28 protein-coding genes and 1 riboswitch are annotated in these 24,807 nt (G+C 70.4%); of the genes, 15 read left to right on the forward strand and 13 right to left on the reverse strand.

Annotation, left to right across the window (positions count from 1 at the left end):
• The 3 genes from E2651_RS00005 to glnII all read right to left on the reverse strand — a co-directional run.
• Positions 1–848: NAD-dependent epimerase/dehydratase family protein (locus tag E2651_RS00005; protein WP_135328839.1), on the reverse strand; the 848-nt coding region annotated here is incomplete at its 3' end.
• Between the two features lie 109 nt (positions 849–957).
• Positions 958–1,521, reverse strand: coding sequence for a winged helix-turn-helix domain-containing protein (locus E2651_RS00010; RefSeq protein ID WP_135328840.1), 564 nt, complete (start codon positions 1,519–1,521; stop codon positions 958–960).
• Between the two features lie 338 nt (positions 1,522–1,859).
• A complete protein-coding gene (gene glnII, locus E2651_RS00015; RefSeq protein WP_135328841.1) occupies positions 1,860–2,879 on the reverse strand; it encodes a glutamine synthetase in 1,020 nt (339 codons plus the stop codon).
• A 245-nt stretch (positions 2,880–3,124) separates the two neighbouring features.
• Here glnII and E2651_RS00020 point away from each other — a divergent pair, with 245 nt between their 5' ends.
• The gene (locus tag E2651_RS00020; protein ID WP_135328842.1) at positions 3,125–3,979 is read left to right on the forward strand and encodes an alpha/beta fold hydrolase; all 855 of its coding nucleotides are present in this window, start codon (positions 3,125–3,127) and stop codon (positions 3,977–3,979) included.
• 64 nt (positions 3,980–4,043) lie between these two features.
• On the opposite strand, the gene E2651_RS00025 is transcribed toward E2651_RS00020, so the two are convergent.
• Positions 4,044–4,412, reverse strand: a complete 369-nt coding sequence (locus tag E2651_RS00025) for an arsenate reductase family protein (RefSeq protein WP_135328843.1) — start codon at positions 4,410–4,412, stop codon at positions 4,044–4,046.
• Positions 4,413–4,555: 143 nt separating this feature from the next.
• On the opposite strand from E2651_RS00025, the gene E2651_RS00030 reads away from it, so the two are divergent.
• The 4 genes from E2651_RS00030 to E2651_RS00045 all read left to right on the forward strand — a co-directional run bounded on the left by E2651_RS00030 (position 4,556) and on the right by E2651_RS00045 (position 8,383).
• Positions 4,556–4,867 carry a hypothetical protein gene (locus tag E2651_RS00030; protein ID WP_135328844.1) on the forward strand — a complete coding sequence of 104 codons (312 nt, stop codon included), beginning with the start codon at positions 4,556–4,558 and terminating at the stop codon, positions 4,865–4,867.
• Positions 4,868–4,945: 78 nt separating this feature from the next.
• Positions 4,946–5,902, forward strand: a complete 957-nt coding sequence (locus E2651_RS00035; protein ID WP_135328845.1) for an alpha/beta fold hydrolase — start codon at positions 4,946–4,948, stop codon at positions 5,900–5,902.
• A gap of 129 nt (positions 5,903–6,031) precedes the next feature.
• Positions 6,032–7,372 carry a DUF2252 domain-containing protein gene (locus E2651_RS00040; RefSeq protein ID WP_135328846.1) on the forward strand — a complete coding sequence of 447 codons (1,341 nt, stop codon included), beginning with the start codon at positions 6,032–6,034 and terminating at the stop codon, positions 7,370–7,372.
• Between the two features lie 39 nt (positions 7,373–7,411).
• A complete protein-coding gene (locus E2651_RS00045) occupies positions 7,412–8,383 on the forward strand; it encodes an asparaginase (RefSeq protein ID WP_135328847.1) in 972 nt (323 codons plus the stop codon).
• Here the strand turns inward: E2651_RS00045 and E2651_RS00050 are convergent.
• The gene (locus E2651_RS00050; RefSeq protein ID WP_135328848.1) at positions 8,380–9,501 is read right to left on the reverse strand and encodes a haloacid dehalogenase-like hydrolase; all 1,122 of its coding nucleotides are present in this window, start codon (positions 9,499–9,501) and stop codon (positions 8,380–8,382) included. The two genes, E2651_RS00045 and E2651_RS00050, sit on opposite strands and share 4 nt — an antisense overlap.
• Positions 9,502–9,684: 183 nt before the next feature.
• Between E2651_RS00050 and E2651_RS00055 the strand changes: the two genes are divergently transcribed.
• The 5 genes from E2651_RS00055 to E2651_RS00075 all read left to right on the forward strand — a co-directional run bounded on the left by E2651_RS00055 (position 9,685) and on the right by E2651_RS00075 (position 14,071).
• On the forward strand, positions 9,685–10,551 hold the full coding sequence (locus E2651_RS00055) for a helix-turn-helix domain-containing protein (RefSeq protein ID WP_135328849.1): 867 nt from the start codon (positions 9,685–9,687) through the stop codon (positions 10,549–10,551).
• A 5-nt stretch (positions 10,552–10,556) separates the two neighbouring features.
• Positions 10,557–11,000, forward strand: a complete 444-nt coding sequence (locus tag E2651_RS00060) for a VOC family protein (protein WP_135328850.1) — start codon at positions 10,557–10,559, stop codon at positions 10,998–11,000.
• Positions 10,998–11,185, forward strand: a riboswitch (cobalamin riboswitch). (Overlaps the previous gene by 3 nt.)
• Positions 11,186–11,277: 92 nt before the next feature.
• Positions 11,278–12,291 carry an ABC transporter substrate-binding protein gene (locus tag E2651_RS00065; RefSeq protein ID WP_167828629.1) on the forward strand — a complete coding sequence of 338 codons (1,014 nt, stop codon included), beginning with the start codon at positions 11,278–11,280 and terminating at the stop codon, positions 12,289–12,291.
• Positions 12,288–13,307, forward strand: coding sequence for an iron chelate uptake ABC transporter family permease subunit (locus E2651_RS00070; protein ID WP_135328852.1), 1,020 nt, complete (start codon positions 12,288–12,290; stop codon positions 13,305–13,307). Before E2651_RS00065 ends, E2651_RS00070 begins: the two co-directional genes overlap by 4 nt.
• Positions 13,304–14,071, forward strand: a complete 768-nt coding sequence (locus E2651_RS00075; protein ID WP_135328853.1) for an ABC transporter ATP-binding protein — start codon at positions 13,304–13,306, stop codon at positions 14,069–14,071. The genes E2651_RS00070 and E2651_RS00075 overlap by 4 nt, the downstream gene beginning before the upstream one ends.
• Before the next feature lie 84 nt (positions 14,072–14,155).
• On the opposite strand, the gene E2651_RS00080 is transcribed toward E2651_RS00075, so the two are convergent.
• From E2651_RS00080 to E2651_RS00095, 3 genes are all read right to left on the reverse strand, one after another.
• Complete coding sequence (locus tag E2651_RS00080) at positions 14,156–14,458, reverse strand: VWA domain-containing protein (RefSeq protein ID WP_167828630.1); 303 nt, start codon at positions 14,456–14,458, stop codon at positions 14,156–14,158.
• Positions 14,455–15,117 carry a hypothetical protein gene (locus E2651_RS00085; RefSeq protein WP_135328855.1) on the reverse strand — a complete coding sequence of 221 codons (663 nt, stop codon included), beginning with the start codon at positions 15,115–15,117 and terminating at the stop codon, positions 14,455–14,457. The genes E2651_RS00080 and E2651_RS00085 overlap by 4 nt, the downstream gene beginning before the upstream one ends.
• A gap of 447 nt (positions 15,118–15,564) precedes the next feature.
• Complete coding sequence (locus E2651_RS00095; protein WP_135328953.1) at positions 15,565–16,350, reverse strand: MBL fold metallo-hydrolase; 786 nt, start codon at positions 16,348–16,350, stop codon at positions 15,565–15,567.
• A 102-nt stretch (positions 16,351–16,452) separates the two neighbouring features.
• On the opposite strand from E2651_RS00095, the gene E2651_RS00100 reads away from it, so the two are divergent.
• Positions 16,453–17,214, forward strand: coding sequence for an ABATE domain-containing protein (locus E2651_RS00100; protein WP_348541589.1), 762 nt, complete (start codon positions 16,453–16,455; stop codon positions 17,212–17,214).
• A gap of 179 nt (positions 17,215–17,393) precedes the next feature.
• The gene (locus E2651_RS00105; RefSeq protein ID WP_135328857.1) at positions 17,394–17,954 is read left to right on the forward strand and encodes a hypothetical protein; all 561 of its coding nucleotides are present in this window, start codon (positions 17,394–17,396) and stop codon (positions 17,952–17,954) included.
• Between the two features lie 102 nt (positions 17,955–18,056).
• On the opposite strand, the gene E2651_RS00110 is transcribed toward E2651_RS00105, so the two are convergent.
• Positions 18,057–19,256, reverse strand: a complete 1,200-nt coding sequence (locus tag E2651_RS00110; RefSeq protein ID WP_245238464.1) for an MFS transporter — start codon at positions 19,254–19,256, stop codon at positions 18,057–18,059.
• A 177-nt stretch (positions 19,257–19,433) separates the two neighbouring features.
• Here E2651_RS00110 and E2651_RS00115 point away from each other — a divergent pair, with 177 nt between their 5' ends.
• Positions 19,434–20,018 (forward strand): XRE family transcriptional regulator, encoded by a 585-nt coding sequence (locus tag E2651_RS00115; protein ID WP_135328858.1) that lies wholly within the window; start codon positions 19,434–19,436, stop codon positions 20,016–20,018.
• A 50-nt stretch (positions 20,019–20,068) separates the two neighbouring features.
• Positions 20,069–20,308 carry a hypothetical protein gene (locus tag E2651_RS00120; protein WP_209446025.1) on the forward strand — a complete coding sequence of 80 codons (240 nt, stop codon included), beginning with the start codon at positions 20,069–20,071 and terminating at the stop codon, positions 20,306–20,308.
• Positions 20,309–20,333: 25 nt separating this feature from the next.
• On the opposite strand, the gene glnA is transcribed toward E2651_RS00120, so the two are convergent.
• On the reverse strand, positions 20,334–21,743 hold the full coding sequence (glnA, locus tag E2651_RS00125) for a type I glutamate--ammonia ligase (protein ID WP_135328859.1): 1,410 nt from the start codon (positions 21,741–21,743) through the stop codon (positions 20,334–20,336).
• A gap of 218 nt (positions 21,744–21,961) precedes the next feature.
• Between glnA and E2651_RS00130 the strand changes: the two genes are divergently transcribed.
• On the forward strand, positions 21,962–22,429 hold the full coding sequence (locus tag E2651_RS00130; protein ID WP_135328860.1) for an RDD family protein: 468 nt from the start codon (positions 21,962–21,964) through the stop codon (positions 22,427–22,429).
• A 114-nt stretch (positions 22,430–22,543) separates the two neighbouring features.
• Here E2651_RS00130 and E2651_RS00135 read toward each other — a convergent pair whose 3' ends face one another.
• From E2651_RS00135 to E2651_RS00145, 3 genes are all read right to left on the reverse strand, one after another.
• Positions 22,544–23,245: a DUF4191 domain-containing protein gene (locus tag E2651_RS00135; protein ID WP_135328861.1), complete on the reverse strand. Its 702-nt coding sequence runs from the start codon at positions 23,243–23,245 to the stop codon at positions 22,544–22,546.
• 30 nt (positions 23,246–23,275) lie between these two features.
• On the reverse strand, positions 23,276–23,479 hold the full coding sequence (locus E2651_RS00140; RefSeq protein WP_135328862.1) for a hypothetical protein: 204 nt from the start codon (positions 23,477–23,479) through the stop codon (positions 23,276–23,278).
• Positions 23,480–23,809: 330 nt separating this feature from the next.
• Entirely contained in the window at positions 23,810–24,775 is a 966-nt protein-coding gene (locus E2651_RS00145; RefSeq protein WP_135328863.1) for a lipoyl synthase, read from the reverse strand.
• Positions 24,776–24,807 lie beyond the last annotated feature (32 nt).

Raw genomic sequence — 24,807 nt, forward strand, 5'->3', positions numbered from 1 at the left:
GCCCCCGCCTTCTCCGTCGAGGAGCGATGCATCGTGTCGTGGAGTTCCCCCGGCGGCAGCCACACCGGCAGCTCCATCCACGGCTCGATCCCCGCATCGGCGATCACCGAGGGATCCGTCCACCGCAGCTCCACATCGTCCGCCCCGGCCACGGCGACACACGCCTCAAGGAACTCCCCCATCGTGGTGTGCGCGATGGGGGAGACGATGTTGTACGCCCCGTGAAGACCCGAGAACCCCGCGTCCAGGACCCACTCGGCGAGGTCCCGCACGTCGATGTACTGGAGGTCCAACTCCCGGGGCCCGGGCGCCAGTACGGGCCCGCCCCGCGCCACCCGGTTCAGCCACCACGGCAGCCGCCCGATGTTCTCGTAGGGACCGAGGATCAGCCCGGCCCGAGCCAACACCACCCGCTCCGCGCCGAACTCCGCGACGGCGGCGAGCTCCCCGCCTCGCTTGTCCTCCGCGTACGCCACGGACCGGGCGTCCGCGTCGCCCTCGACCACCGGATACGACTCGTCGGACCCGGCGACCCCCGGATACCGGTACACCGAGCCGCTCGACACATACACGTACCGCCCCGCACGCCCCGCGAGGACCCGCGCCGCATCGCGCACGACGCTCGGCGCCCCCGACCAGGTGTCGACGACCACGTCCCACTCCGCGTCGGAGGCGGAGAGCGCCGCGAGCCCGTCATCGGCCGTGCGGTCCCCGTGCAGGGACGTCACACCGGCGGGTGCATCGTGGCGCCCGCGGTGGAAGACCGTCACTTCCCAGCCACGCGCGAGCGCCGCCTCGACCACGGCCCGCCCCACGAACTCCGTACCGCCGAGCATCAGAAGTCTCATGCCGACGACTCTGCCCGCCAAGGCCCGCCGGGGGGAACAGGGTTCTGCTCGCAGCAGAGCGAGAAAGCAGAGCGAGAAAGCAGAGCGAGAAACCCGAAGGAGCGGGAGGTCAGCGCGGTGCCGGCGGCGCGTACTTGTAGCCGACGCGGCGCACCGTCTGGATCGTCTTGCGGTGCTCGGCACCCAGCTTGCGCCGGAGCCGGGCGATGTGGACGTCGACGGTCCGCCCGTCGCCCACGTGCCCGTACCCCCACACCGTGGTCACCAACTGGTCGCGCGTGTGCACCCGGTGGGGGTGCGCGACGAGATGCGCGAGCAGCTCGAACTCCAGATAGGTGAGGTCGAGCGGCACCCCGTCGACCTGCGCGGCACGCTGCACGGGATCGATCCACACGGGCCCCGCCCCGGGCCCCGTGGCCTCCCGCCGCGGCTCGGGCTCGGCCACGACAGGGGCCTCCTGCCCGGCCGGTACGAGCACCAAGTAGCCGATCATCGGCGGCTGGCCCGGCAGCGTGGGCAGCGTGTGCTGGGGTGCGGGGAGCCAGGTCGCGCCCGGCGGCAGGAAGTCGGTGATCTGCACCACCTCGTCGGGATCGACGGCCCGCAGCCGGCCACGGGCGGGGCTGGTGAGCGGGGTTGCGGTGGACGCGGGGAAGGAACGGGAGTTCGCCATGGGGGATCAGCTCTTTCGCGCGAGGAGTCGTCAGTCGTCGAGGACGTACGTACGTCGTGCGCGTCAGGCGAAGGCCGGGTGAACGGCTTTAGCGGGCCTGCGCGTTCATCGCGCGGCAACACACCCGGTCGAAGTCATGGTGCTGACGGGAAGGCCAGAACGGCTCGAGGTCGTGGTGACGACCTGTCGCTGTGTTCCTGTGGCTGCCCATGCCCCCATTGAATCAGATGGCAGAGGGAAGGGGCAGCGGTGTCCCCCTGCAGAAGAGCGGTCACCCCCTGCCGAAGAGGGCGCCCACCGAATCGGCGGGCGCCCTCTTCAGGAACGTACGGACGGGATCAGACCTGACCGGCCTTCTCCAGCGCGGTGCAGCACGTGTCGACGAGCAGCCGGGTCACGACGTACGGGTCGACGTTGGCGTTCGGGCGGCGGTCCTCGATGTAGCCCTTCTGCTCCACCTCGACCTGCCACGGGATGCGGACCGAGGCGCCACGGTCGGAGACGCCGTACTTGTACTCGTCCCACGGGGCGGTCTCGTGCAGGCCGGTGAGGCGGTCGTCGATGCCGGCGCCGTAGTTCTTGACGTGGTCGAGCGGCTTCGAGCCCTCGCCGAGGGACTCGCAGGCGGTGATGATCGGGGCGTAGCCCTCGCGCATCGCCTTGGTGGAGAAGTTGGTGTGCGCACCGGCGCCGTTCCAGTCGCCCTTGACCGGCTTCGGGTCGAGGGTCGCGGAGACCTTGAAGTCCTCGGCGGTGCGGTAGAGCAGCCAGCGGGCGATCCACAGCTGGTCCGAGACCTCGAGCGGGGCGAGCGGGCCGACCTGGAACTCCCACTGGCCGGGCATGACCTCGGCGTTGATGCCGGAGATGCCGAGACCGGCCTTCAGGCAGTTCTCCAGGTGCGCCTCGACGACGTCACGGCCGAAGATCTCGTCCGAGCCGACGCCGCAGTAGTAGCCGCCCTGCGCGGCGGGGAAGCCGCCGACCGGGAAGCCGAGCGGGCGGTCGCCCTCGAAGAAGGTGTACTCCTGCTCGATGCCGAAGATCGGCTCCTGCGAGGCGAACCGCTCCTCGAGCTCGGCGAGCGCGGCGCGGGTGTTGGACTCGTGCGGCGTCATGTCCGTGTTGAGGACCTCGCACAGCACGAGTACGTCGTCACCGCCGCGGATCGGGTCCGGGCAGGTGAAGACCGGCTTGAGCACGCGGTCGGAGGCGTGACCCTTGGCCTGGTTGGTGCTGGATCCGTCGAAGCCCCAGGTGGGAAGCTCGGCGCCGTCCGCGAGGATCTTCGTCTTCGAACGGAGCTTGGCGGTCGGCGCGGTGCCGTCGATCCAGATGTACTCGGCCTTGAAGGTCACGGGGGCTCATCCTTAAAACGCTCGGTACGGCGCAGAACGTGCGGGTGCTGCGGTGCCGTGGTGATGCCGCGCAGCCTGCCAACAGGCGATTTCCCGCCCATTGCTCGAATGTGAACCCCGTGTTACCTGGGGCTGATGTGGCCCACTTCACGTGCCGTCTTCAGAGCCGCTGTTCCGCTGAAGAAGGACCGGCCGAGCGCGACGGCCGAGCCGCGTTCGACGGTGATCAGCGAGATAGTGGCCGCATGGCTGACACCGACGCGTTCCGCACGGCGTACGACACGGTCCTCGCGAAGTGGCCCGAGGGGACCGTGCACCGCACCGTCCCGACTCCCTTCGGGGACACGTACGTCACGGTGTGCGGTCCGGCCGACGCCCCGCCCCTCGTGCTGCTGCCCGGCGGCGGCGCGACCGCGGGGAGCTGGTTCGCGAACGTCGAAGAGCCGGCGCGCACGCGGCGCGTGTACGCCGTCGACCTGATCGGCGAGCCGGGCCGCAGCGTGCCAGAGCCGAGCCGGCCGATCCGGTCCGTGGCCGACCTGGCGGGCTGGCTGGACGCGCTCCTCGACCAGGTCGTGGGCGATGCATTGGATACGGCGGTCGACCTCTGCGGGCACTCGTACGGCGCCTGGATCGCGCTCCACTACGCCCTGCACGCACCCCACCGCGTCCGGCGCCTGGTCCTCGTCGACCCGACCCAGTGCTTCACCGGATTCAGGCCGGGCTATCTGCTGCACGCGCTGCCGACGCTGCTGCGCCCCTCGGCCCGGCGCACCCGCACGTTCCTCGCCTGGGAGACCGGCGGCGCCCCGCTCGACGCCGACTGGCTCCGGCTCCAGGAGCACGCGGCCGAGTTCCGCACGGCGAAACCGGTCACCGGCCCGCGCCCGGCCCCCGAAGCGCTCCGCACCCTGAGGCTCCCCGTCCTGGTCCTGCTCGCCGGGAGCGGACGCGCGCACGACGTGGGCAAGGTGGCCGCCCGCGCCGCCGAGCTGCTGCCCGATGTGCGGACGGCCGTGCTGCCGGACGTCAGCCACCATGCGCTGCCGCACACGAACCCGGCCGAACTGAACCGCATGGTGGCCGAGTTCCTCGGGTGAAGGGCCGGCGCGACAGCTGAAGGGCTAGCGGGACAGCTGAAGGGCTAGCGGGACAGCTGAAGGGCTAGCGGGACAGCGCGTCCCGTACCGCCTCCTCCGTGCGCGCCACCACCGCCGTGCCGTCGTCGGCGGTGATGATCGGGCGCTGGATGAGCTTGGGGTGCCCGGCGAGTGCCTTGATCCAGCGGGCGCGGCCGGAGGCGTCGCGCGGCCAGGCCTCGCGGTCCTTCAGGTTCAGGTCCTTGGCGGCCTGCTCCTGGGTCCGTGTGATGTCCCAGGGCTCGAGGCCGAGACGTTCGAGTACGTCGCTGATCTCGGCCTCGGTGGGTACGTCGTCGAGGTAGCGGCGGACGGTGTAGTCGGCGCCCTCCGCATCCAGCAGGGTGAGCGCGCCGCGGCACTTCGAGCAGGCGGGATTGATCCAGATCTCCATGCGTCACACGCTACCCGCGACCCACCCGTCACACCGCCCCAAAGGCCGTCTGGCCAGCGGCGATTGTCAGTGCCGGGCAGTAGAATCAAAGCAGTGTTCGAGGGTTCCCGACGGGGGTCCTGACCGCGACAGGAGGATTGCCTGTGCCCGCTGCCGCACTCACATCGAAGTCGAAGTCGAAGCGCAACGCTTCCCGGCCCGTGATGATCGACCTGACGTACGCACCACTGGAGAAGAGGCCGCTCCCGGCCGGACGGCCCCGGGAGTGGTACATCACGCACAACCGGCGCCTGAAGGCCATGCGCCTGGCGATAGCCCTGCTCGACGCGGGGGTCTACGTACCGAACCAAGCGAGCAACACAAGGATCCGCAGCATGGCGGAGGACGTGGGAATCCATCCGCCGTCGGACATCACCTGCCATATGGTGCGCGCGCTGATGCGGTACAGCCGCTGAGGCGCTGAGGCGCTGAGGTGAGCGGTACGGGTGGGGGCCCGCGGGTTCCCGCCCGTACGCGTGGTTCATGCTGGCCGCATGACACAGCAGGAACCAGTCTCGGAGCAGTCGCCCGGCACGGGCGGTGCGCGGTCAGTCGGTGAGCTGCCGCTGCTCGTCACCGTTCAACTCCCGGACGGGGCAGGGTTTCCCGTCCGCGCTCTGCGCAGGGCCGATGCGGCGCAGGACGGTCCCGCGGCACCCGGTCCCGCGCCGGCCGTCCTGATCCTGCCCGCCATGGGCACACCCGCCCGCTACTACCGGGCCTTCGCGCACCAGTTGCACGGCGAGGGCCTGACCGCGCTCACCGTGGACCTGCGGGGGCAGGGCGAGAGCACTCCGCGCGTGACGGACGCCGCCGCCGTCGACCATGGCTACCGCGTGATCGTGGAGCAGGACCTGGTGGCCGTCATCGAGGCGATACGCGCCGAACTCGGTCCCGAACCCCCGCTGTACCTCCTCGGGCACAGCCTGGGCGGTCAACTCGGTTTGGTGCACGCCGCGTTGGGGATCGGCCCCGGTGTCGACGGAGTCGCCCTCGTGGCCTCCGGATCGGTCTGGTTCCGTGCGTACGGCCGGCTGCGCGGACCCCTGCTGCTCGTCGGCGAGCTGTTCGCCGCGGCGACGGCGACGCTGCTCGGCCGGTGGCCGGGCGTGCGGCTCGGCTTCGGCGGCAACCAGAGCAAGGGCGTCATGCGGGACTGGGCACGCCAGGGCCGCACGGGCCGCTACGCCGCCACCGGCTCCCGGCACGACTACGAGGCCGCCCTGCGCGCCCTCACCCTGCCCGTCCTCGCGGTCTCCGTCGAGGGCGACACCCTGGCCCCCGCGCCCGCGGTCGACCACCTCGTCGGGAAGGTGCCGGGCGCCCGCCTCACGCGCCGCCACTACTCCGCGCAGGAGGCGGGCGGTCACCTCGACCACTTCGCGTGGACGCGGGCGGGCGGGGCGCTGGCCAAGCGGGTGGCGGCCTGGGCGAGCCCGGGCGGCGGCTGACGGCCGCTGCCCAGGAGTGGGCGCGTCACCCATTTGCCGTACCCGGCATGCGTACGCGCCCCAGGCGGCATTGGCTGCCCCTGAGAGGAGGCTGTTGCCGGGAGCCACCATCGGAGAGGGGAGCGGGCCATGACCACCCCGGCCGAACGCGCGCGGCTAGGCAAGGCGGCCCGCAAACGCGCGTCCCGCTCCTCGCACGGCGCCTGGATACCCTCGGCCGACCGCCCCGACCCGGTGGCCGTCCTGGAACGCCAGGGCGCGGACCGTGTCCAGGAACTCCTGCCCATCCGCTACGGCAGGATGTCCGCGTCCCCCTTCGCCTTCCTGCGCGGCGCGGCCGCCGTCATGACGGGCGACCTCGCCGTCCAGCGGGACACCGGCCTGACGGTCCAACTCTGCGGCGACGCCCACCTGTTGAACTTCGGCCTGTTCGCCTCGCCGGAACGCGCCCTGCTCTTCGACCTCGACGACTTCGACGAGACCTACCCCGGCCCCTTCGAATGGGACGTCAAACGCCTGGTCGCCAGCATCGCCGTGGCCGCCCGCGACAACGGCCACGCGGAACACGCCGCCCGCGACGCGGCCCTCGCGGCGGCGACGGCGTACCGGACCTCGATGCGACGCCTTGCCGGGCTCGGCGAACTCGCCGTCTGGTACGAACGCATAGACGCCCACGACTTGTTGACCCTCATCGACTCCACCGGCGACCGCGAGCGGGTGACGACGACCCTCGACCGCGCCCGTCGGCGCACCAGCCTCCAGGCGCTGGGCAAGCTGACCGAGCAGGTGGACGGAGAGCGCCGCATCATCCACGATCCACCGCTCCTCGAACCGGTGGGCGCGCCCGACATGGCGGCGCTGCGGAAGATCTTCGGCGACTACCGCTCCACGCTCTCCGAGGAGCGCAGGCTCCTCCTCGACCGCTACCACTTCGTGGACGCGGCGCGGAAGGTGGTCGGCGTCGGCAGCGTGGGCACCCGCTGCTTCATCGTCCTGCTGGCGGGCCGCGACGCCGCCGACCCGCTCTTCCTCCAGATCAAGGAGGCGATGCGATCGGTCCTCGAGGACCACCTGCCGCAGGGCCCGTACCGCCACCCCGGTCACCGGGTGGTCGCGGGCCAGCGGCTGCTGCAGGCCGCGGGCGACATCTTCCTGGGCTGGATGACCGGCCCCCAGGGCCGCGCCTTCTACTGGCGCCAGCTCCGCGACATGAAGGGCTCGGCGGACGTGACCTCCATGAAGCCCGCGGAACTCTCCCTCTACGCGGGCCTGTGCGGCACGGCCCTCGCCCGAGCGCACGCCCGCTCCGGCGACCGGATCGCGATAGCCGCGTACCTGGGCGGCTCCGACCCGTTCGACCGCGCCGTGGCGGATTTCGCGCTGCGGTACGCCGTGCAGAACGCGGCGGATCACGCGGCGTTGGGCGAGGCGATCGCCTCCGGCGTGGTATCCAGCCTGCCCGGCGTCTGAGGACGAACTCGGCGGAGCCGGTGATGCGAGAATCTCCGCATGCCGACCACCGTCACCACCTTCACCCTCGGCGGCACCATCTCCGCCCAGCGCGGCGGGAGTTCACCCCGTCTCACCGGGGACGAGCTCCTGGCTCAGGTGTCGCCCGACGTCGCCGTGGAAGTCCACGACTTCCGCCGACTCCCCAGCTCCTCCCTCACCATCGAGGACATCACCGCCCTCGCGGCCCAGGTGGACGAGGCGACGGCGGCCGGTCACGGCGTCGTGGTCGTCCAGGGCACCGACACCCTGGAGGAGACCGCCTTCCTGCTCGACCTGACCTGCACGCCCCGCCCCCGCACCCCCATCGCCGTCACGGGCGCCATGCGCCGCCCGGACCTCCCCGGCGCCGACGGCCCCGCGAACCTCGCCGCGGCCATCGCCGTCGCCGCCGACCCGGCCTGCGCCGGCCTCGGCGTCCTCACCGTCCTGGCCGACGAGATCCACGCAGCACGCCACGTACGCAAGACGCACACCACATCCACCGCGACGTTCGCGTCCCCCGGCGCGGGCCCCCTCGGCACGGTCGTCGAGGGCACACCCCGCATCCACCTCCGCCCGGCACGCCCCACCGTCGAACGCCCCCTCCGCCTCCGGACCCCCATCCGCGTAGCCCTCGTCACCCTCTCGATGGGCGACCGCGGTGAACTCCTCGAAGCCGTGGACGGGCGGTTCGACGGCCTGGTCGTCGCGGCCTTCGGCGCGGGCCACGTACCGACCTGGCTGGTCGAACCGCTGGCCGAGCTGACCACGCGTATCCCCGTGGTCCTCGCGTCCCGCACCGGCGCGGGCACGACTCTCAGCCAGACCTACCGGGGGCCCGGCTCCGAGTACGACCTGATCCGGCGCGGCCTCATCCCCGCGGGCCCGCTGGACGCCCCCAAGGCCAGGCTCTTCCTGCACGCCCTCATCGCGGACGGCGCCGACCGCACCCGGATCGCCGAGACCTTCGCGGCGCTCCGCGAGAGCTAGCGGATCTCGTCCGGCACCACCGTCAGCCACCGCTTGTCGGCGGTGACCTTCTGGCCGAGCTCCCGCTGCCGGTCGGCGTTGGTCTGCTTCATGTCGTTCAGCTGCTTCATGTACTTGTCCTTGCGGTTGACCCAGACCCGCACCCCGCCGTGCTCCACATCGGCGGAGTGGAACAGCATCGGGCCGTCGCTCACCGGGGTGTCGCCCGCCACCAGGACCGGCTTCCTCCACTCGTCGATGTACGTGTTGATGGCCGCGGGCTTGCCCTGATACCAGGTCAGCGGCGCCCACAGGTTCGGCGTGAGCTCGCGCCCGGCGAGCTTCTTCTCGTCGAAGCGGCCCTCGGCGATCTCCTTGCGGGAGCTGGTGACTTCACCGGTCTTGCGGTCCTTGAGCTGGAGGCCGACGCCGATGACGTTCTCGGGCTTCACGTTGTAGCCGTACTTGGGGTCCGAAAGGACCATCCGCACCAGGTCCTCGCTCGCCGCGCTGACGACGTACACCTCGATGCCGTGCGCGCGCAGGGACTTGTAGAGCTCCTGCATGCCGGTGAAGAACTCGGGCGGCTCGACCTCGGTCTTGGTCAGCTTGCCGTCCTCGTAGTACTCGGCCGGGATCGGCTTGTCGTGGGCGAGGAGTTCGTCGACGTACCCCTTGAGCTCCTTCAGCGTGAAACCGGAGAAGATCTGCGCGGCCCACGGGTAGCAGACCTGGTCGTCGACCTCGCAGAGCCGGTTGTAGTAGCTGTACAGGCTCTCCTTGTGCTTCGCCGTGTCCTTGAAGGGGATGACCTTGAGGGACGGGTCCATCGACGCGCGGGTCAGCACCCCCTTCATCTCCAGGAAGGGCAGGAGGGACTCCTCCAGGTCGTTGCGGTACGTCGTGTTGTCCGCGTCGAAGACGGCGTACGCGCCCTTGTGGTCGTTGGCCGAGATGACCTTGCCGAGCTTCGCGGCGACCGGCTTCGGCCAGTGCGGCAGCTCGGCCGCGGTCTTGGCGGAGGTCTCCGCCGCCGTCGCCTCCGTGCCCGGCCAGAGCGCCGTGCCCGCGAGCACCGCCGCGGTGAGCGCGCCCGCCGTACCGAGAACCGCGAGCCTGCCCTTTGCTCCTACTGCCATGTTTCTGCCCCCTGAGAGCGGTCTGCGCCCCGTCCGGAGCGGCGGGTCATCGTACGAGGTCAGACACCGGATTCCCATGATCGACGTCACCGGTGAATAGGGGCATGCGGAGCCCGTGAGCGGGTAGCAGCATCCAACGCTTCCGCCCCGCGCCCACGCCCCGTCCATCGCATACTGGAACGTATGAAGACCGGCTCCCGCGAGTTCGTGCGGGCCGTCCCGCGGCTCGACGGCATGGTCGTGTCCGCGGTCGGCTACCGCACCACGGGCGAGAGTCCTGGCCTGCACCGCGGCCTGCCGTCCCCGTATCTGACCCTGATCTTCTCGCTCGACGGTCCGGTCGTCAGCGGCCTCACCCCCGAGCAGGCGGGCGGCGCCGACGCGATCAGCACGGACATCGTCCTGGGCGGACTGCACCAGTCCCCGGCGTACGTCGTGCGGCCCGAGCACGAGGCGGGCATCCAGCTCGCCGTCCATCCGCTCGCCGCCCGCGCCCTGTTCGGCGTACCGGCCGCCGAACTGACCGGCGACATCGTCACGTCCGGCGCCGATGTGATGGGGCGCCGCGCAGCCGACGTACGGGAGCTGCTGTGCGAGCGGGACGGCTGGGAGGAGCGATTCGCCGCCCTGGCCGCCTACTTGAGGCAGCGCGTGGCCGCCGACGGCACCGGCGGATCCGTCCGCCCCGAGGTCGCGGAGGCCTGGGCCTGGCTGGCCAGGCACCGGGGCGCGGGCACGCTCGGCGGTCTCTCCCGGCACGTCGCGCTCAGCGAGCGCCGCCTCACCGCCCTCTTCCGCGCCGAGTTGGGGCTCAGCCCCAAGCAGGCCGCCCGCCTGATGCGCTTCCAGCGCGCGCGGAACACCGTCGTGCGCTCCGTCGCCGCGGGCGGCGCGCCCGATCTGGCGCGGGTCGCCGCCGACTGCGGCTATTACGACCACTCCCACCTGGTGCGGGACTTCCGGCAGTACACCGGCACGAGCCCCAGCGGCTGGCTGGCCGAAGAGTGCCGGAATATCCAAGCCGGGAGCCATGGAGGGGGCGAAGAGTAGGAGCCATGGACACCACCGAGAAGCAGCAGACCCAGACCGCATCCACCCCCGCGGGCCGCGCCCCCGACGTCTGGCCGACCCTCCAGGCCCATGACGCGCCCGCCCTGATCGACTTCCTGGTCGGCACGGTCGGCTTCCTGCGCACCGCCGTGTACGAGGACGGCGACCGCGTGGCCCACGCCGAGCTCGACTGGCCCGAGGGCGGCGCCGTGATGCTCGGCTCGTACGACGAGAAGTCCCAGGACTGGTGCCTGAAGCCGGGCACCTTCGGGGCGTACGTGGTCACCGACCACGTCGACGATCTGCACCGGCGCCTCACCGACGCCGGAGTGAAGATCATCCGCGAGATCGAGGACCAGCCGTACGGCAGCCGGGAGTTCGCCATCGCCGACCCCGAGGGCAACAAGTGGTCCTTCGGCACCTACCGCGGCTCGCCCCGGCCCGCGTGATAATTTGCGCACGCCAGTCGAACCCACACCAGGGCCAGGGAATCCGGTGCGAATCCGGAACTGACGCGCAGCGGTGAGGGGGAACGGGCGGGGCAACGGCCACTGGGCGTCCACGGACGCCTGGGAAGGCGCCCCGTCCGGCCGATCCCCGAGTCCGAAGACCTGCTGGCACCTCCGTCCGCGCACCGGGCGGCGGAGGTGATCAAGCAGGCCAGGCTCCGCGTATGAGCCGTGAGACTCAAGGGATCGTGTGTCCTCCACAGCCCGTCGTGTACGTATGCCCGTCCTCCTCGGCATGGCCCTGGCCGTCACGCTGACCTCCTGCGGCGGCTCGTCGACCCCCTCCACCACGGAAAAGAAGGCCGCAGGCTACCCGCTGACCCTCACCTCCTGCGGCAAGAAGTCGGAGATCAAGGCGCCGCCGCGGCGGGCGGTCTCCCTGGACCAGGGCTCCACCGAGATCCTGCTCTCCCTGGGCCTCGCCGACCGCATGGTCGGCACCGGCACCTGGACCGACCCGGTACTGAAGGGCCTGGAGAAGGAGAACGCCAAGGTCGAGCGCCTCTCCGACCGCTACCCCTCCTTCGAGAAGGTCCTGGCCCAGGAGCCGGACTTCGTGACCGCCTCCTTCCTGGCGACGGTGAGCCAGGGCGGCGTCGCCGACCGCGCCAAGTTCACCGAGCTCGGCGTCCCCTCGTACGTCTCGCCCACCGACTGCGCGGGCAAGGACAACGCCGGTGACGGCGACGGCAGCCGCGTCAAGACGCTCACCATGGACACGGTGTACGGCGAAGTGCGCGACCTGGCACGGGCGTTCGGGGTCCAGAAGCGCGGCGAGCGCCTCGTCGCCGACCTGAAGTCCCGCCTGGCGAAGGCCAAGCAGGACATCGACGCCTCCGACACCACGCTCCTCTACTGGTTCTCCGACTCCAAGTCCCCCTACATAGCGGGCTGCTGCGGCGCCCCCGGCATCATCACGCGCGAGCTCGGCGCCGAGAACGTCTTCGACGACACCCGCGAGGAGTGGCCCCAGATCAACTGGGAGACGGTGGCGGACCGCGACCCCGACGTCCTGGTCATCGGCGACCTCACCCGCACGTCGCAGACCGCCGAGAGCGCGGAGAAGAAGATCGAGTTCCTGGAGTCCAACCCGGTCACCAAGAACCTGACCGCCGTGAAGAAGAAGCGGTACGTCCTGCTCAGCGGCCAGGCGATGAACCCCACGATCCGGACGGTGGACGGAGTGGAGCAAGTCGCGGACGCCCTGCGCGAGTTCGGGCTCGCCAAGTGACGCAAGCGCGCGGCGCCCTGCTGTGGACGGCGGGCGCCGCCGCGCTCGCGCTCTCCGTGGCGGTGGCCGTCACCATCGGCCCCGCCGCCATCTCCGTACCGGACGTGTTCTCGGCGGTCGTGGCGCACCTCGGCGGGGGAGAGACGCGCCTTACGCCGCTGCGGGACGGCATCGTCTGGAACCTGCGGATGCCGCGCACCCTGCTCGCCGCGGTGTGCGGCGCGGGCCTCGCGGTCTGCGGGACCGTCCTCCAGTCCCTCCTGCGCAACCCGCTCGCCGACCCCTTCGTCCTCGGTGTCTCCTCCGGGGCGTCCACGGGGGCGGTCGCGGTGGTCGTCCTGGGGGTCGGCGGGGGAGCCGTCTCGGTCTCGGCGGGCGCCTTCGCCGGCGCCCTGTGCTCGTTCGCGCTGGTCCTGCTGCTCAGCCACGCGCTGGGCGGCAGCGCCGACCGCGTCGTGCTCTCCGGGGTCGCGGTCATGCAGCTGTTCTCGGCGCTCACCTCGTTCGTGATCCTGACGGCGGCCGACGCGGAGACGACGCGCGGGGTGCTGTTCTGGCTGCTCGGCTCGCTCAGCGGGGTGGGCTGGACGGACGTATGGATCTGCGCGGCGGTCCTCCTGGCGGCGCTCACCGTCTGCCTGGCGCACGCCCGCACCCTGGACGCCTTCGCGTTCGGCCAGGACGCGGCGGCGACGCTGGGCGTCCAGGTGGCCCGCACCCGTCTGATCCTGCTCTCCGTCACGGCCCTCCTGACGGCGGTCCTGGTCAGCAGCGCGGGCGCCATCGGCTTCGTGGGCCTGGTCCTGCCGCACGCGGCCCGCGCGGTGGTCGGCTCCGGGCACGCGCGGCTGCTCCCGGTCACGGCGCTGGCGGGCGCGGTGTTCCTGGTGTGGGTGGACACCCTGGCCCGCACGGTCCTTGACCCGCAGGAGGTGCCGGTGGGAGTCGTGACGTCGCTGATCGGCGTCCCTGCGTTCGTCCTGGTCCTCTACCGCACGCGGAAGGCGGCCCTATGACCGCCGGCCTGGGGGCGGACCGGGTCAGCCGCCGGGCGGGCGGGCGCCTCGTCGTCGACGGGGTGAGCATCGCCCCGCCGCCGGGTGCGACGGTCGGCCTCCTCGGCCCCAACGGCTCGGGCAAGTCCACCCTCCTGCGCCTGCTCGCCGGTGTGCTGTCCCCGGCCTCGGGGGTGGTCACCCTGGACGGCCGCCCGCTGCCGGAACTCGGCCGCCGCACGGTGGCGCGCAGAGTGGCTGTGGTCGACCAACACTCCGTGACCCAGGTCGAGTTGACCGTACGAGACGTCGTACGCCTGGGCCGCATCCCGCACCGCAGGGCCTGGTCACCGCCCACCGCGCAGGACGACGAGGCGGTGTCCGATGCCCTCGACCGCACCGGCCTCACCGACCGCGCCGCCCAGTCCTGGCACACCCTCTCCGGCGGCGAACGCCAACGCGTCCAGATAGCCCGCGCGTTGGCCCAGAACCCCCGCGAACTCCTCCTGGACGAGCCCACCAACCACCTGGACATCCACCACCAGCTGGACCTCCTCTCCCTGGTGGCCGACCTCCCCGTGACGAGCGTCATCGCCCTGCACGACCTCAACCTGGCGGCGATGTTCTGCGACCACCTGCTGGTCCTGCACGAGGGCAGGACCTACGCGTCGGGCACCCCCGCCGAGGTGATCACGGAGGAGCTCATCGCGAAGGTGTACGGGGTGCGGGCGGTGGTGACCGGGGCCACGGACGGGCGCCCGGCGATCCGGTTTCTCAGAAATTAGAGATCACGAGTCAGAGATCACGAGTCAGAGATCACGAGTCAGAGATCACGAGTCAGAGATCACGAGTTAGAGATCACGCTTTTCTCAGAAATTGGAGATCACGCTGGTGATCACATCATTGATGAGTTTGGGGTTCTTCGCGTCGTACGCCCGGCCTCCGGTGGCGGAGGCGACTTCCTGGAGGACGGTCCTGCCCCCGGCGTCCTTCTCGTCCGCCTTGTCGCCGTAGGCAATCGTGAACACCCGGATCTGCGGCTGTCCGCGATCACCGATCCGCTTCAGGAGCTTGTCGAGCGAGAGGCTGTCGCTGTCTTCGTTGACGCCGTCGGTCAGCAGCACGACCGCGTTGATGGCCGCCGGGTCGTAGTCCTCGCGCAGGTTCTTCACCGCCGCGTCCAGGGTGTCGTACAGACCGGTGTCGGGGTGCGGGCCCGTTCGCTCGCCTGGCGCTCGGGGGTCGGCTCGCTCTGCGCCTGGCTGACGGGCGTCTGTCCGGTCGGGTTCTCGTGGGCGGCTTCGCCGGTCCGTGTTTCGCCGGGCGGTGCTTCGCCGGTCTGTGCTTCGACAGGCGGTGCTTCAACGGGCAGCGCTTCGACCTGCGGCGCTTCACCGGGGGGTGCCGGCTTGAGCGCGCTCAGGACGGCGAAGGCGGCCTCGGCCGCGTTCCCGGCGGCGGCCGGCTGGGAACCGGCGGCGTCGGTGATGTGCTTCTGGCCGTCGGCCTTGTCGCTGATGCCGCGGATGGTGAGCCAGAGCGTGCCGGCGAGGTGGGCCGCCTGGGCGACGCCCGCGCTCTCCCTCTCGATGGCCACGGCGTCGTTGAACCGCTCGTCGAGCTGCGCGGCGAGGGCGGAGTCCGGGCTGTTGAGCACGACTTCGCCGGCCGCGACCGGCTTGAAGTGGACCGTGCCGCGCCACTGCGGGCCGCGCAGAGCGAACTTCGCGGCCTGAAGCAGCCGGTGCGAGGCTTCCCAGCTCCGTGGGCGTGACTTGAAGCCCTCCGCGGACTCCTTGCCTCCGTGCACCGCGTGCACACGGGTCGCCACGACGACGTCCGAGCTGGATGTCGCTCTTCACGCCGCCCGCGATCCCGACGAAGAACAGCGCGTCGGGCTGCAGCCAGGCGCGCAACTGCCCCGTCAGCGCGGCGGCGGCCTGGTTGCCCTCGCCGATCTCGGCCAGGGCGACCCGCCAGGTGGCGTGGTCGCCCTGATGGGACCCGACCTCCACGAAGGTGCCGTCGGCGTGCCACTGTGGCTGAGGGTCGGCGAGATGACTTCGTACGGCCTCGTACTCCAGCCGAAGTGCCGTAAGGATGACCACCGTGCGCATCGGAAGAGCTTCTGTCACCTGACCAACCGAATCTCGATGCCGACCTGTCCGGGAGACTCACGCTAGGACATCGTCACACGGTAACTCCCCTTGATGGAGGGGGACATGGTTGATCGCCGAGCTTTTGTCGGGTCGCCGTGACACGCCGTCACTTCAGGTCTTCAGCCCAGATCGAGGCGATCCGCGAGCCCCGCCCCGGCGAAGGCGGAGACCAACTCCTCGCGCCCCTCGGTGAAATGGGCCCAGCTGTCGAAGTGGACGGGAACGACCCGGCGCGCCCCCAGGATCTTGGCGGCCTCCGCGGCCTGGGCGCTGTCGAGGACGATGGGCGCACCGTCGAACAGGAACGGGAAGCGGGGAGCCCCGGCGAACAGCACGGCGGTGTCCACCGGCCCGAACCGCGCGGCGATCTCCCCGACCGCGCTGAGGGAGGCATTGTCGCCACTGACGTAGACCGTGGGAAGTCCGTCCCCGGTCAGGACGAAGCCGACGACCTCACCGGTCACCGCTTCGACGTCCCCGCGCGGCCCCGGACCGTGGACGGCGGGCACGCCCGTCACGGTCACCCGCCCGCCGCCGGGCCGCTCGAGCTCTATGGCCTCCCAGTCGGCCAGGCCCTTCGCGCCATCCCCAAGGCGGCGCCCGCCGCCCGGGGTGGTGAGGGTGAGCGGCACGTCGGCGAGCAGGGCCCGCCCGGAGTCGTCGAGGTTGTCCGGGTGCTCGTCGTGCGAGAGCAGGACCACGTCGACGTGGCCGAGGTCGGCGGGGGAGCCGGCGGCGGGCGCGGTCTTGGTCAGGCCGGGGCCGCCCGGCACCGGGTAGTAGTCGCCGGGCGCGTCGAAGGTGGGGTCGGTGAGGAACCTCAGCCCGCCGTACTCGAAGAGGGCGGTCGGGCCGCCGAAGACGCGTACGGGGAGCTGGTCGTAGGTCGTGCCGGAAGCAGCCATGGAAGCAGCCATGATGAAACGCACCTCACGGATGGGGGTCGAGTTATCCGTGAGGACGTTAGTCGTTTCTCACGGATGAGGGCAAGACGTACCATGAGGCACGTGAAGGAGTACGTGATCGCTGAGGCGCGGGCGACGGGCGCGGCCGAGCCGCCGTCGCCGGGTGCCGCAGAGCCGCCGTCGCCGGGTGCAGCAGAGTCGACGCCCCCGCCTGCCGAAGAGTCGACGCCCCCGCCTGTCGAAGGGTCGACGCCCCCGCCTGTCGAAGAGTCGACGCCCCCACCCGCCCCCGGCGCGGAGCGGTACGCCGCCCTCGACTTCGCCAACAGCGCCATCGCCCTGCCCGGCGGCCAGTTCACCGACCTCCTCGGCACCCCGGCCGCCGCCAACCAGTGGCTCTTCGCGCACGACCTCGCCCCGGCCGACGCCGGACTCCAGGAGATGTGTACGGCCCAACTCCGCGCCCTGCGGGAGCAGATCCGCTCCCTGCTCGCCGCCCGGGTCGACGGATGCCCGCCCCCGTCGAGCGCGCTCGCCGCACTCAACGAGGCACTGACCAGAGCGCCCGCGGCCACCCTGCTGCACTGGGACCCCGCCCGCGGGCTGTACCGGGCCGCCTCCCACCCCACGACGCAGATCGTCGAGCACGCCCTGGCGACCCTCGCCGCCGACGCCGCCGACCTGCTCACCGGCCCCGCCGCCGACCGCCTCACCGCCTGCGGCTCCGCCCCCTGCAACCGCTACCTGCTGCGGCACGGCCGCCGCCACTGGTGCTCCACCCGCTGCGGCGACCGCGCCCGAGCGGCCCGCGCGTACGCCCGACGTACGCGGCCGGGGTCGGGGTCGGGGTCGGAGTCGGACTGAGCGGGTCCACCTCGGGGTGTTCCGTGAAGCTGCGGTGGTGATCAGTGGAACGCAAGTCGAACGCACGGCAATGGATCGCTAAGGTAAATGATCACCGCCCCGCATGAAGCCGAGCAGGAACGCCCTGTTCGGGTGGGGCGATGGACGCAACACCAACGAGGGGATCCATGAAACTGAGCATGCGTCACATACCGTCCGTGCCACGCTCGTCCGCCGCGCGGAAGGCCGTCGCGGCCGCACTGGTCGGCGCGACCGTCGCCGGCACCGCGGTCCTGGCCGCGACCCCGGCCTCCGCGCTGAGCTGGAAGTGCAACTCCAGCTCCCGCACCATCGACGACGCTGGCTACTCCGGTCCCTGGGGCGACAACTGGGACTTCACCGTCAAGAACTGCGTGGCCCGCTCCGGCGGTTACATCTACGCCAAGGCAACCGTGAGCTGGGACGCCCCGCCGTGGTACGCCGGTACGGACCTGTCGAACACCTTCGACAACGCCCACTTCCGGCTGTACGTGAAGCACGCCGACGGCGGCGCGGACACCGTACTCGGCAAGAAGACGTTCTACATCCAGGACAACCTGGCGACCATGAACGGCAGCGGCAACGGCTCGTGGACCACGTCCACGGCGAAGAAGTACGTGGGCGGCAAGAGCGCGTACACCGACGGCGCCCTGCTGCTCGACTGGAACAACGACGGGGATGACGCGCGCCACTACGGCTTCGAGGGCTCCGGTTCGAAGTGACGCGAGCCTGAATACAAGTGACGCGTCCCTGACTCCAGGGGCACCACACTGAACACAGCGAGGGCCGCCACCCCGACCGGGACGGCGGCCCTCGCCACAGTCTCAGCCGGCCCGGCGCGCCCGGTCGAGGAGGACGAGCGGAACAGCGGCCACGGCGAGGGCGGCCCCGATCCAGCCGACCGAGGTGAGCGAGGCGCCTTGGGTGAACGCGGCTGCTGCCAGTACGGGGGTGATGCTGATGCCCAGCTGGAACGCCGACACGGTCGTGGCGCCGGCGAGGGTCGGGGCATCGGCCGCGATCGCGAAGACGCGCCCGTAGATCGCGGGGTTCAGCACGAACGCGGCGACACCGAGCAGGAACACGGTCGGCACCACGGCCCAGACCTCCTCGACCGCCGCGACCAGCACGACCGACAGGAGCACGATCGCCGTCGCGCCGGTGAGCAGCGCGAGGTGGGGGCGCCGGTCGGAGACGCGCCCGCCGATGGACAGACCCACAAAGGAGCCGATTCCGAACAGCGCGAGGATCGCAGGGACCCAGACCTCGGGAAGGGCGGTGATGTCCGTGAGCATCGCCGCCAGATAGTTGAACGAGATCATGTACGCCGCAGTGGTCAGGACAGTGATCGCGAGCATGCTCCAGAGCGCGGGCCTGCGCATCGTGGCCAGCTCGGCAGACACACACGGCGCGACGGCCGATGAGGCGCCCGACCTGGTGGCGGGAAGCCCGAGAAGGCAACCGGCCATCCCAGCGACCGTCAAGACGACGACGGCCCAGAAGCCCCCGCGCCAGTCGGTGAAGTGGCTCAGCAGTGTGCCCGCAGGACCACCGGCGACCATCGCCAGGCTGAGGCCGCTGACCACGACACCGGAAGCGCGGGCGTTGCGGTCCGGCGTCACCAGGCTGATCGCGGTCACCGACGCGACGGCGAAGAACCCCGCGTAGGCGATGCCCGACACCACTCTCGTGACCAGCAGCACCTGATAGTCGCCGAGCAGCCCGGCGGCCACACCGGCCGCGAAGACGGCCTGCGTGGCCACCAGCGCGGTGCGGCGCGGCCAGCGCAGGCTGAGCACGGCGAACGGCGGCCCTCCGACCACGACACCGACGGCGAACGCGGTGATGAGCATCCCGGCCGAGGACAGCGAGACGTCCAAGTCGTCGGCGACGGCGGGCAGTACACCCGCAAGCAGGAACTCCGCGCTTCCCATGGCGAACAGGCTGAAGCCCAGCAGGTAAACGCCTGCGGGCAGCCGCCCGGAGCCAGTGCTCCGGCCCGACATCGTTTCGGTTCTGACCATCAGGACCCACCCTCTTCGTCATCGTCATCGTCATCGTCTTCGTCATCGGCTTCGTCTTCATCGAGCCCGTAGCGGTGGTCCATCCGGATCACGACGGCAGCCCAAAGGATCGGGAGATGCGCAGGGCCCCGACAAAAACCGTTGCCGTTTCCGGGACATGTTGATTCCCTGCCGACCATGGACGAGCAACCGAGTGTCGACGCCGTGATCGAGCAGATCGCCCCCCGCCTGCGACGTGCCCGCGAGAAGAAGGACATCAGCCTGGCCGAACTCGCCCGCGCCACGGGCATCTCGACCAGCACGCTGTCCCGGCTGGAATCCGCTCAGCGCAAGCCGAGCCTCGAACTCCTCCTGCCGATCACCGCGGCCCTCGGTATCCCGCTCGACGAGATCGTCGCCGCACCACGGATCCTCGATCCGCGCGTGCCGCAGAAGCCCACGAGGAAAGACGGCCGAGTGCTGATCCCGTTGTCACGGCAGCAAGCGGAGCCACGTGCCTACAAGTTGACGATCCCGGCGCACGACACCGAACCCCATCTACGCACCCACGCGGGCCACGAATGGCTCTTCGTACTGCGCGGGCGGCTTCGCGTGAAGCTGGGCGACGGCGACTTCGTCGCCGGACCGGGCGAGGCGGTCGAGTTCGACTGCAACATCCCGCACTGGTTCGGTGCGGCGGGCCGGGGCAGCGTCGAGGTGCTCAGCCTCTTCGGGAAGCAGGGCGAACGCATTCACTTCCTGTCCCGGAATCGGCAACAGTAATGGTCGGCTGAGGCGCGCTCGGCGCAGCCTGTGCCCCGGAGGTGATCGCAGTGAGCGACACGCAGAAGAACGGGCAGACGACAGGGCAGAACACATACGACGCCGTCGTCATAGGGGTGCGCAGGACCGTCGGCAACGTCGCCGACGCGCGAGCGCTGGTTATCTCCGCCGCGGGCATGGGCGCGACGGCGGCTTTCGCGCTCAACCACGACCTGGTCGACGCGGAGGTGGAGCGGTCCGTAACCGAGCTGAGGGCCGCCACCTCGTACCGAGGCGGCGGCCCTCACTGATTTCCGCAGGTCACGACCCAGCGGCTTAGATGTCGAAGTACAGCTCGAACTCGTGCGGGTGCGGCCGCAGCTGGATCGGGGCGATCTCGTTCGTGCGCTTGTAGTCGATCCACGTCTCGATCAGGTCGGACGTGAAGACGCCGCCCGCCTGGAGGTACTCGTTGTCCGTCTCGAGGGCGTCGAGGACCGCCGGGAGCGAGGTCGGGACCTGGGCGACGCCCGCGTGCTCCTCGGGGGCCAGCTCGTAGAGGTCCTTGTCGATCGGCTCCGGCGGCTCGATCTTGTTCTTGACGCCGTCCAGGCCCGCGAGGAGGAGCGCCGAGAACGCCAGGTACGGGTTCGAGGACGGGTCCGGGGCACGGAACTCGACGCGCTTGGCCTTCGGGTTCGAGCCCGTGATCGGGATACGCATGGCCGCGGAGCGGTTGCGCTGCGAGTAGACCATGTTGACCGGGGCCTCGAAGCCGGGGACCAGGCGGTGGTAGGAGTTCACCGTCGGGTTGGTGAAGGCCAGCAGCGACGGGGCGTGCTTGAGGATGCCGCCGATGTAGTAGCGGGCGGTGTCCGAGAGGCCCGCGTAGCCCTGCTCGTCGTAGAACAGCGGGTCGCCGTTGGCCCACAGCGACTGGTGGACGTGCATGCCCGAGCCGTTGTCGCCGAAGATCGGCTTCGGCATGAAGGTCGCGGTCTTGTCGTTGCGCCAGGCGACGTTCTTCACGATGTACTTGAAGAGCATCAGGTCGTCGGCCGCGGCGAGCAGCGTGTTGAACTTGTAGTTGATCTCCGCCTGGCCGGCCGTGCCGACCTCGTGGTGCTGGCGCTCGACCTGGAGGCCCTGCTTGTCCAGCTCCAAGGAGATCTCGGCACGCAGGTCGGCGAAGTGGTCGACCGGCGGGGTCGGGAAGTAGCCACCCTTGTAGCGGACCTTGTAGCCGCGGTTGTTCTCGGTCGAGCCGGTGTTCCAGGCGCCGGCCTCGGAGTCGATGTGGTAGAAGCTCTCGTTCGCCGACGTCTGGAAGCGGACGTTGTCGAAGACGTAGAACTCGGCCTCGGGGCCGAAGTACGCGGTGTCGGCGATCCCCGTCGAGGCCAGGTACGCCTCCGCCTTCTTCGCCACGTTCCGCGGGTCACGGCTGTACTGCTCGCCCGTGATCGGGTCGTGGATGAAGAAGTTGATGTTGACGGTCTTGTCGCGGCGGAAGGGGTCGACCCGGGCGGTCGACAGGTCCGCGCGCAGCGCCATGTCGGACTCGTGGATGGCCTGGAACCCGCGGATCGACGAGCCGTCGAAGGCCAGCTCCTCGTTCGGGTCGAACGCCGCTGCCGGGATGGTGAAGTGCTGCATCACTCCGGGCAGGTCGCAGAACCGGACATCTACGAACTTCACGTCCTCGTCCGCGATGAACTTCTTTGCGTCGTCGGCGTTCTGGAACATCCAACTCCTCCTACTCCCGGCCCCCAGGTGGGTACGGGGTTGCAGCTCGTTGTGCGGCCAGTGCGGTGGCACACGCTGGGACCCGACCATAGGGACGGGGGATTTCTCAAGCATGACCCATTTGTTTCGCCGAAGTTAACCGGGCCGGGTGCGAGGCGGGCGCCATTCGTCCTACCCCGCCCGTCCTCGTACGAAATCGGGCGCAGTACCGTGGACGGGTGGACAACAGGAAAGTAATCGGATCGTGGCTGTCCGGCCCGCGTGCGGCGGCAGAGGACGCGGGCGTCGACTTCGGCTATCGGGGCGAGCAGCTCGGCCTGCCGGAGGAGGGGCCGGGTTCGGTCGCGCGGCCGGGGCGCCGGATCGGCGCCGTCGTCGTCGACTGGGCCCTGTGCCTGTTCATCGCATACGGCCTGCTCGCGCGCGGTGACCAGCAGGCGATGGGCAACTGGGGCCTGGGGGTCTTCCTCGCGCTCAACGTGCTGACCGTCGGCACCGTCGGCTGCACCCCGGGCAAGGCGCTCTTCAAGCTGCGCGTCGTCGCCGAGGGCGGCGGCCGGCTCGGCATGGGCTGGACCGTCGTCCGCAGCCTGCTGCTCTGCCTCGCCATCCCGGCCCTGATCTGGGACCGAGACGGCCGTGGCCTGCACGACCGCCTCGCCCGCGCGGTCCAGGTGCGGATCTGATCGTTTCCGTACGACGTAGGCCCCGGAATCCGCACGACGAAGGCCCCGGAATCCGAACGACGAAGGCCCCGGAACCGCTTCGGTTCCGGGGCCTTCGTCGACGTAGAGACAGGGTCAGCGCATCTTCGGTCCGCCGCGAGGCATCCGCATGCCCTTCGGCATCGGCCCCTTCGGCAGCGGCATGTTGCTCATCAGGTCGCCCATCGCGCGCAGCCGGTCGTTGGTCGCCGTGACCTGCGGGCCCTGGAGGACGCGGGGGAGCTTCAGAAGCGTCGTACGCAGCTTCTTCAGCGGGACCTCGCCCTCGCCGGTGCCGACGATGACGTCATGCACCGGGACGTCGGAGACGACGCGCGCCATCTTCTTCTTCTCGGCGGCCAGCAGGCTCTTCACCCGGTTCGGGTTGCCCTCGGCCACGAGCACGATGCCCGCCTTGCCGACCGTGCGGTGCACGACGTCCTGGCTGCGGTTCATCGCCACCGCCGGAGTCGTCGTCCAGCCGCGGCCGATCTTGTCGAGCACCGCGGCCGCCGCACCGGGCTGGCCCTCCATCTGCCCGAAGGCGGCCCGCTCGGCCCTGCGCCCGAAGACGATCGCCATCGCGAGGAAGGCGAGCACAAAGCCGAGAATGCCGAGATAGATCGGGTGGCCGATCGCGAAACCGATCGCGAGGAAGACACCGAAGGTGACGATTCCCACAGCCGCGATGACAAGCCCGATCCGCGGATCGGCCTTGCGGGTCATCTTGTAGGTCAGAGCGATCTGCTTGAGTCGCCCGGGGTTCGCGGCGTCCGCCGCGGTTTCCTTCCTCGCCATGTCCTGAAGTCTACGTGTCCCTGGAAGTGACTACGACGTGCGGGTTGTCATCGCCTCTTCGAGCACGCGCAGCGCCTCGGCCCGGTCCTTGGCGCGGCGCCGGTCGTCGAGCACGGACGTCCAGGCGTTGCGGCGTGCGGTGCGCTGGCCGCCGCTCATGAGCAGCGACTCGACGGCACGCAGTGCGTCGGTGACGGACGGGATGGCGGTGGCGCGTACGGGCGCGGCCTGCATGGTGGGGCCCTCCTGAGCGGCTATGGGTAGGGCTGTACGTGGGGTAATTCCAGGGTCACTGATTGGTGTTACCAGGGCGTGACCGACCGGTCAAACACCGATGAAACCTTGACGCTGAGCCCCAAAACGCTGATGCGGCCCATACGGTCCCCTCACCTGCGGGGACTGCGTGGACCGCATCATCTCGGCTACTACTGGCCGGTAGTTACTTGTGCGCCGATTCACACAGTCGGGCTCCCGACCGGATCACACGGCTCGGATCACACGGCTCGGATCACACGGCTCGGATCACACAGCTCGGATCACACAGCTCGGATCACACCGACCGGATCACACCGCCTGCGAGGCGACGTACGCGCCACGCTTCTCGATCGCCATCTGGTAGAGACGGCCGGCCCGGTACGAGGAGCGGACCAGCGGGCCGGACATGACCCCGGAGAAGCCGATCTCCTCGGCCTCCTCCTTCAGCTCCACGAACTCTGCGGGCTTGGCCCAGCGCTCCACGGGGTGGTGGCGCGGCGTCGGGCGCAGGTACTGGGTGATCGTGATGAGCTCGCAGCCCGCGTCGTGCAGGGCGTGCAGCGCCTCGCTGATCTCCTCGCGCTCCTCGCCCATGCCGAGGATGAGGTTCGACTTGGTGACCAGACCGGCCTCGCGGGCGCGGGTGATGACCTCGAGCGAGCGCTCGAAGCGGAAGCCGGGGCGGATCCGCTTGAAGATGCGCGGCACGGTCTCCACGTTGTGCCCGAGGACCTCGGGGCGGGACGAGAAGACCTCGGCCAGCTGGTCCGGGTCCGCGTTGAAGTCGGGGATGAGGAGCTCGACCTTGGTCTGGCCCTCGGCGCGGTCCGCCGTCATCGCGTGGATCTGGCGCACGGTCTCCGCGTACAGCCAGGCGCCGCCGTCCTCCAGGTCGTCGCGGGCGACGCCGGTGATCGTGGCGTAGTTCAGGTCCATCGTCACGACGGACTCGCCCACGCGGCGCGGCTCGTCGCGGTCGAGGGCCTGCGGCTTGCCCGTGTCGATCTGGCAGAAGTCGCAGCGCCGGGTGCACTGGTCACCGCCGATGAGGAAGGTGGCCTCGCGGTCTTCCCAGCACTCGTAGATGTTGGGACAGCCCGCCTCCTGGCAGACCGTGTGCAGACCCTCGCTCTTCACGAGGTTCTGCATCTTCGTGTACTCGGGGCCCATTTTCGCCCGGGTCTTGATCCACTCGGGCTTGCGCTCGATGGGGGTCTGGGCGTTCCGGACCTCCAGGCGCAGCATCTTGCGTCCGTCGGGTGCGACTGCGGACACATCGGCTCCCTGTAGCTTCGATTCTTCGGCGT

Origin of the sequence: Streptomyces sp. MZ04, from assembly GCF_004684775.1 — a bacterium.
Lineage (GTDB): Bacteria > Actinomycetota > Actinomycetes > Streptomycetales > Streptomycetaceae > Streptomyces.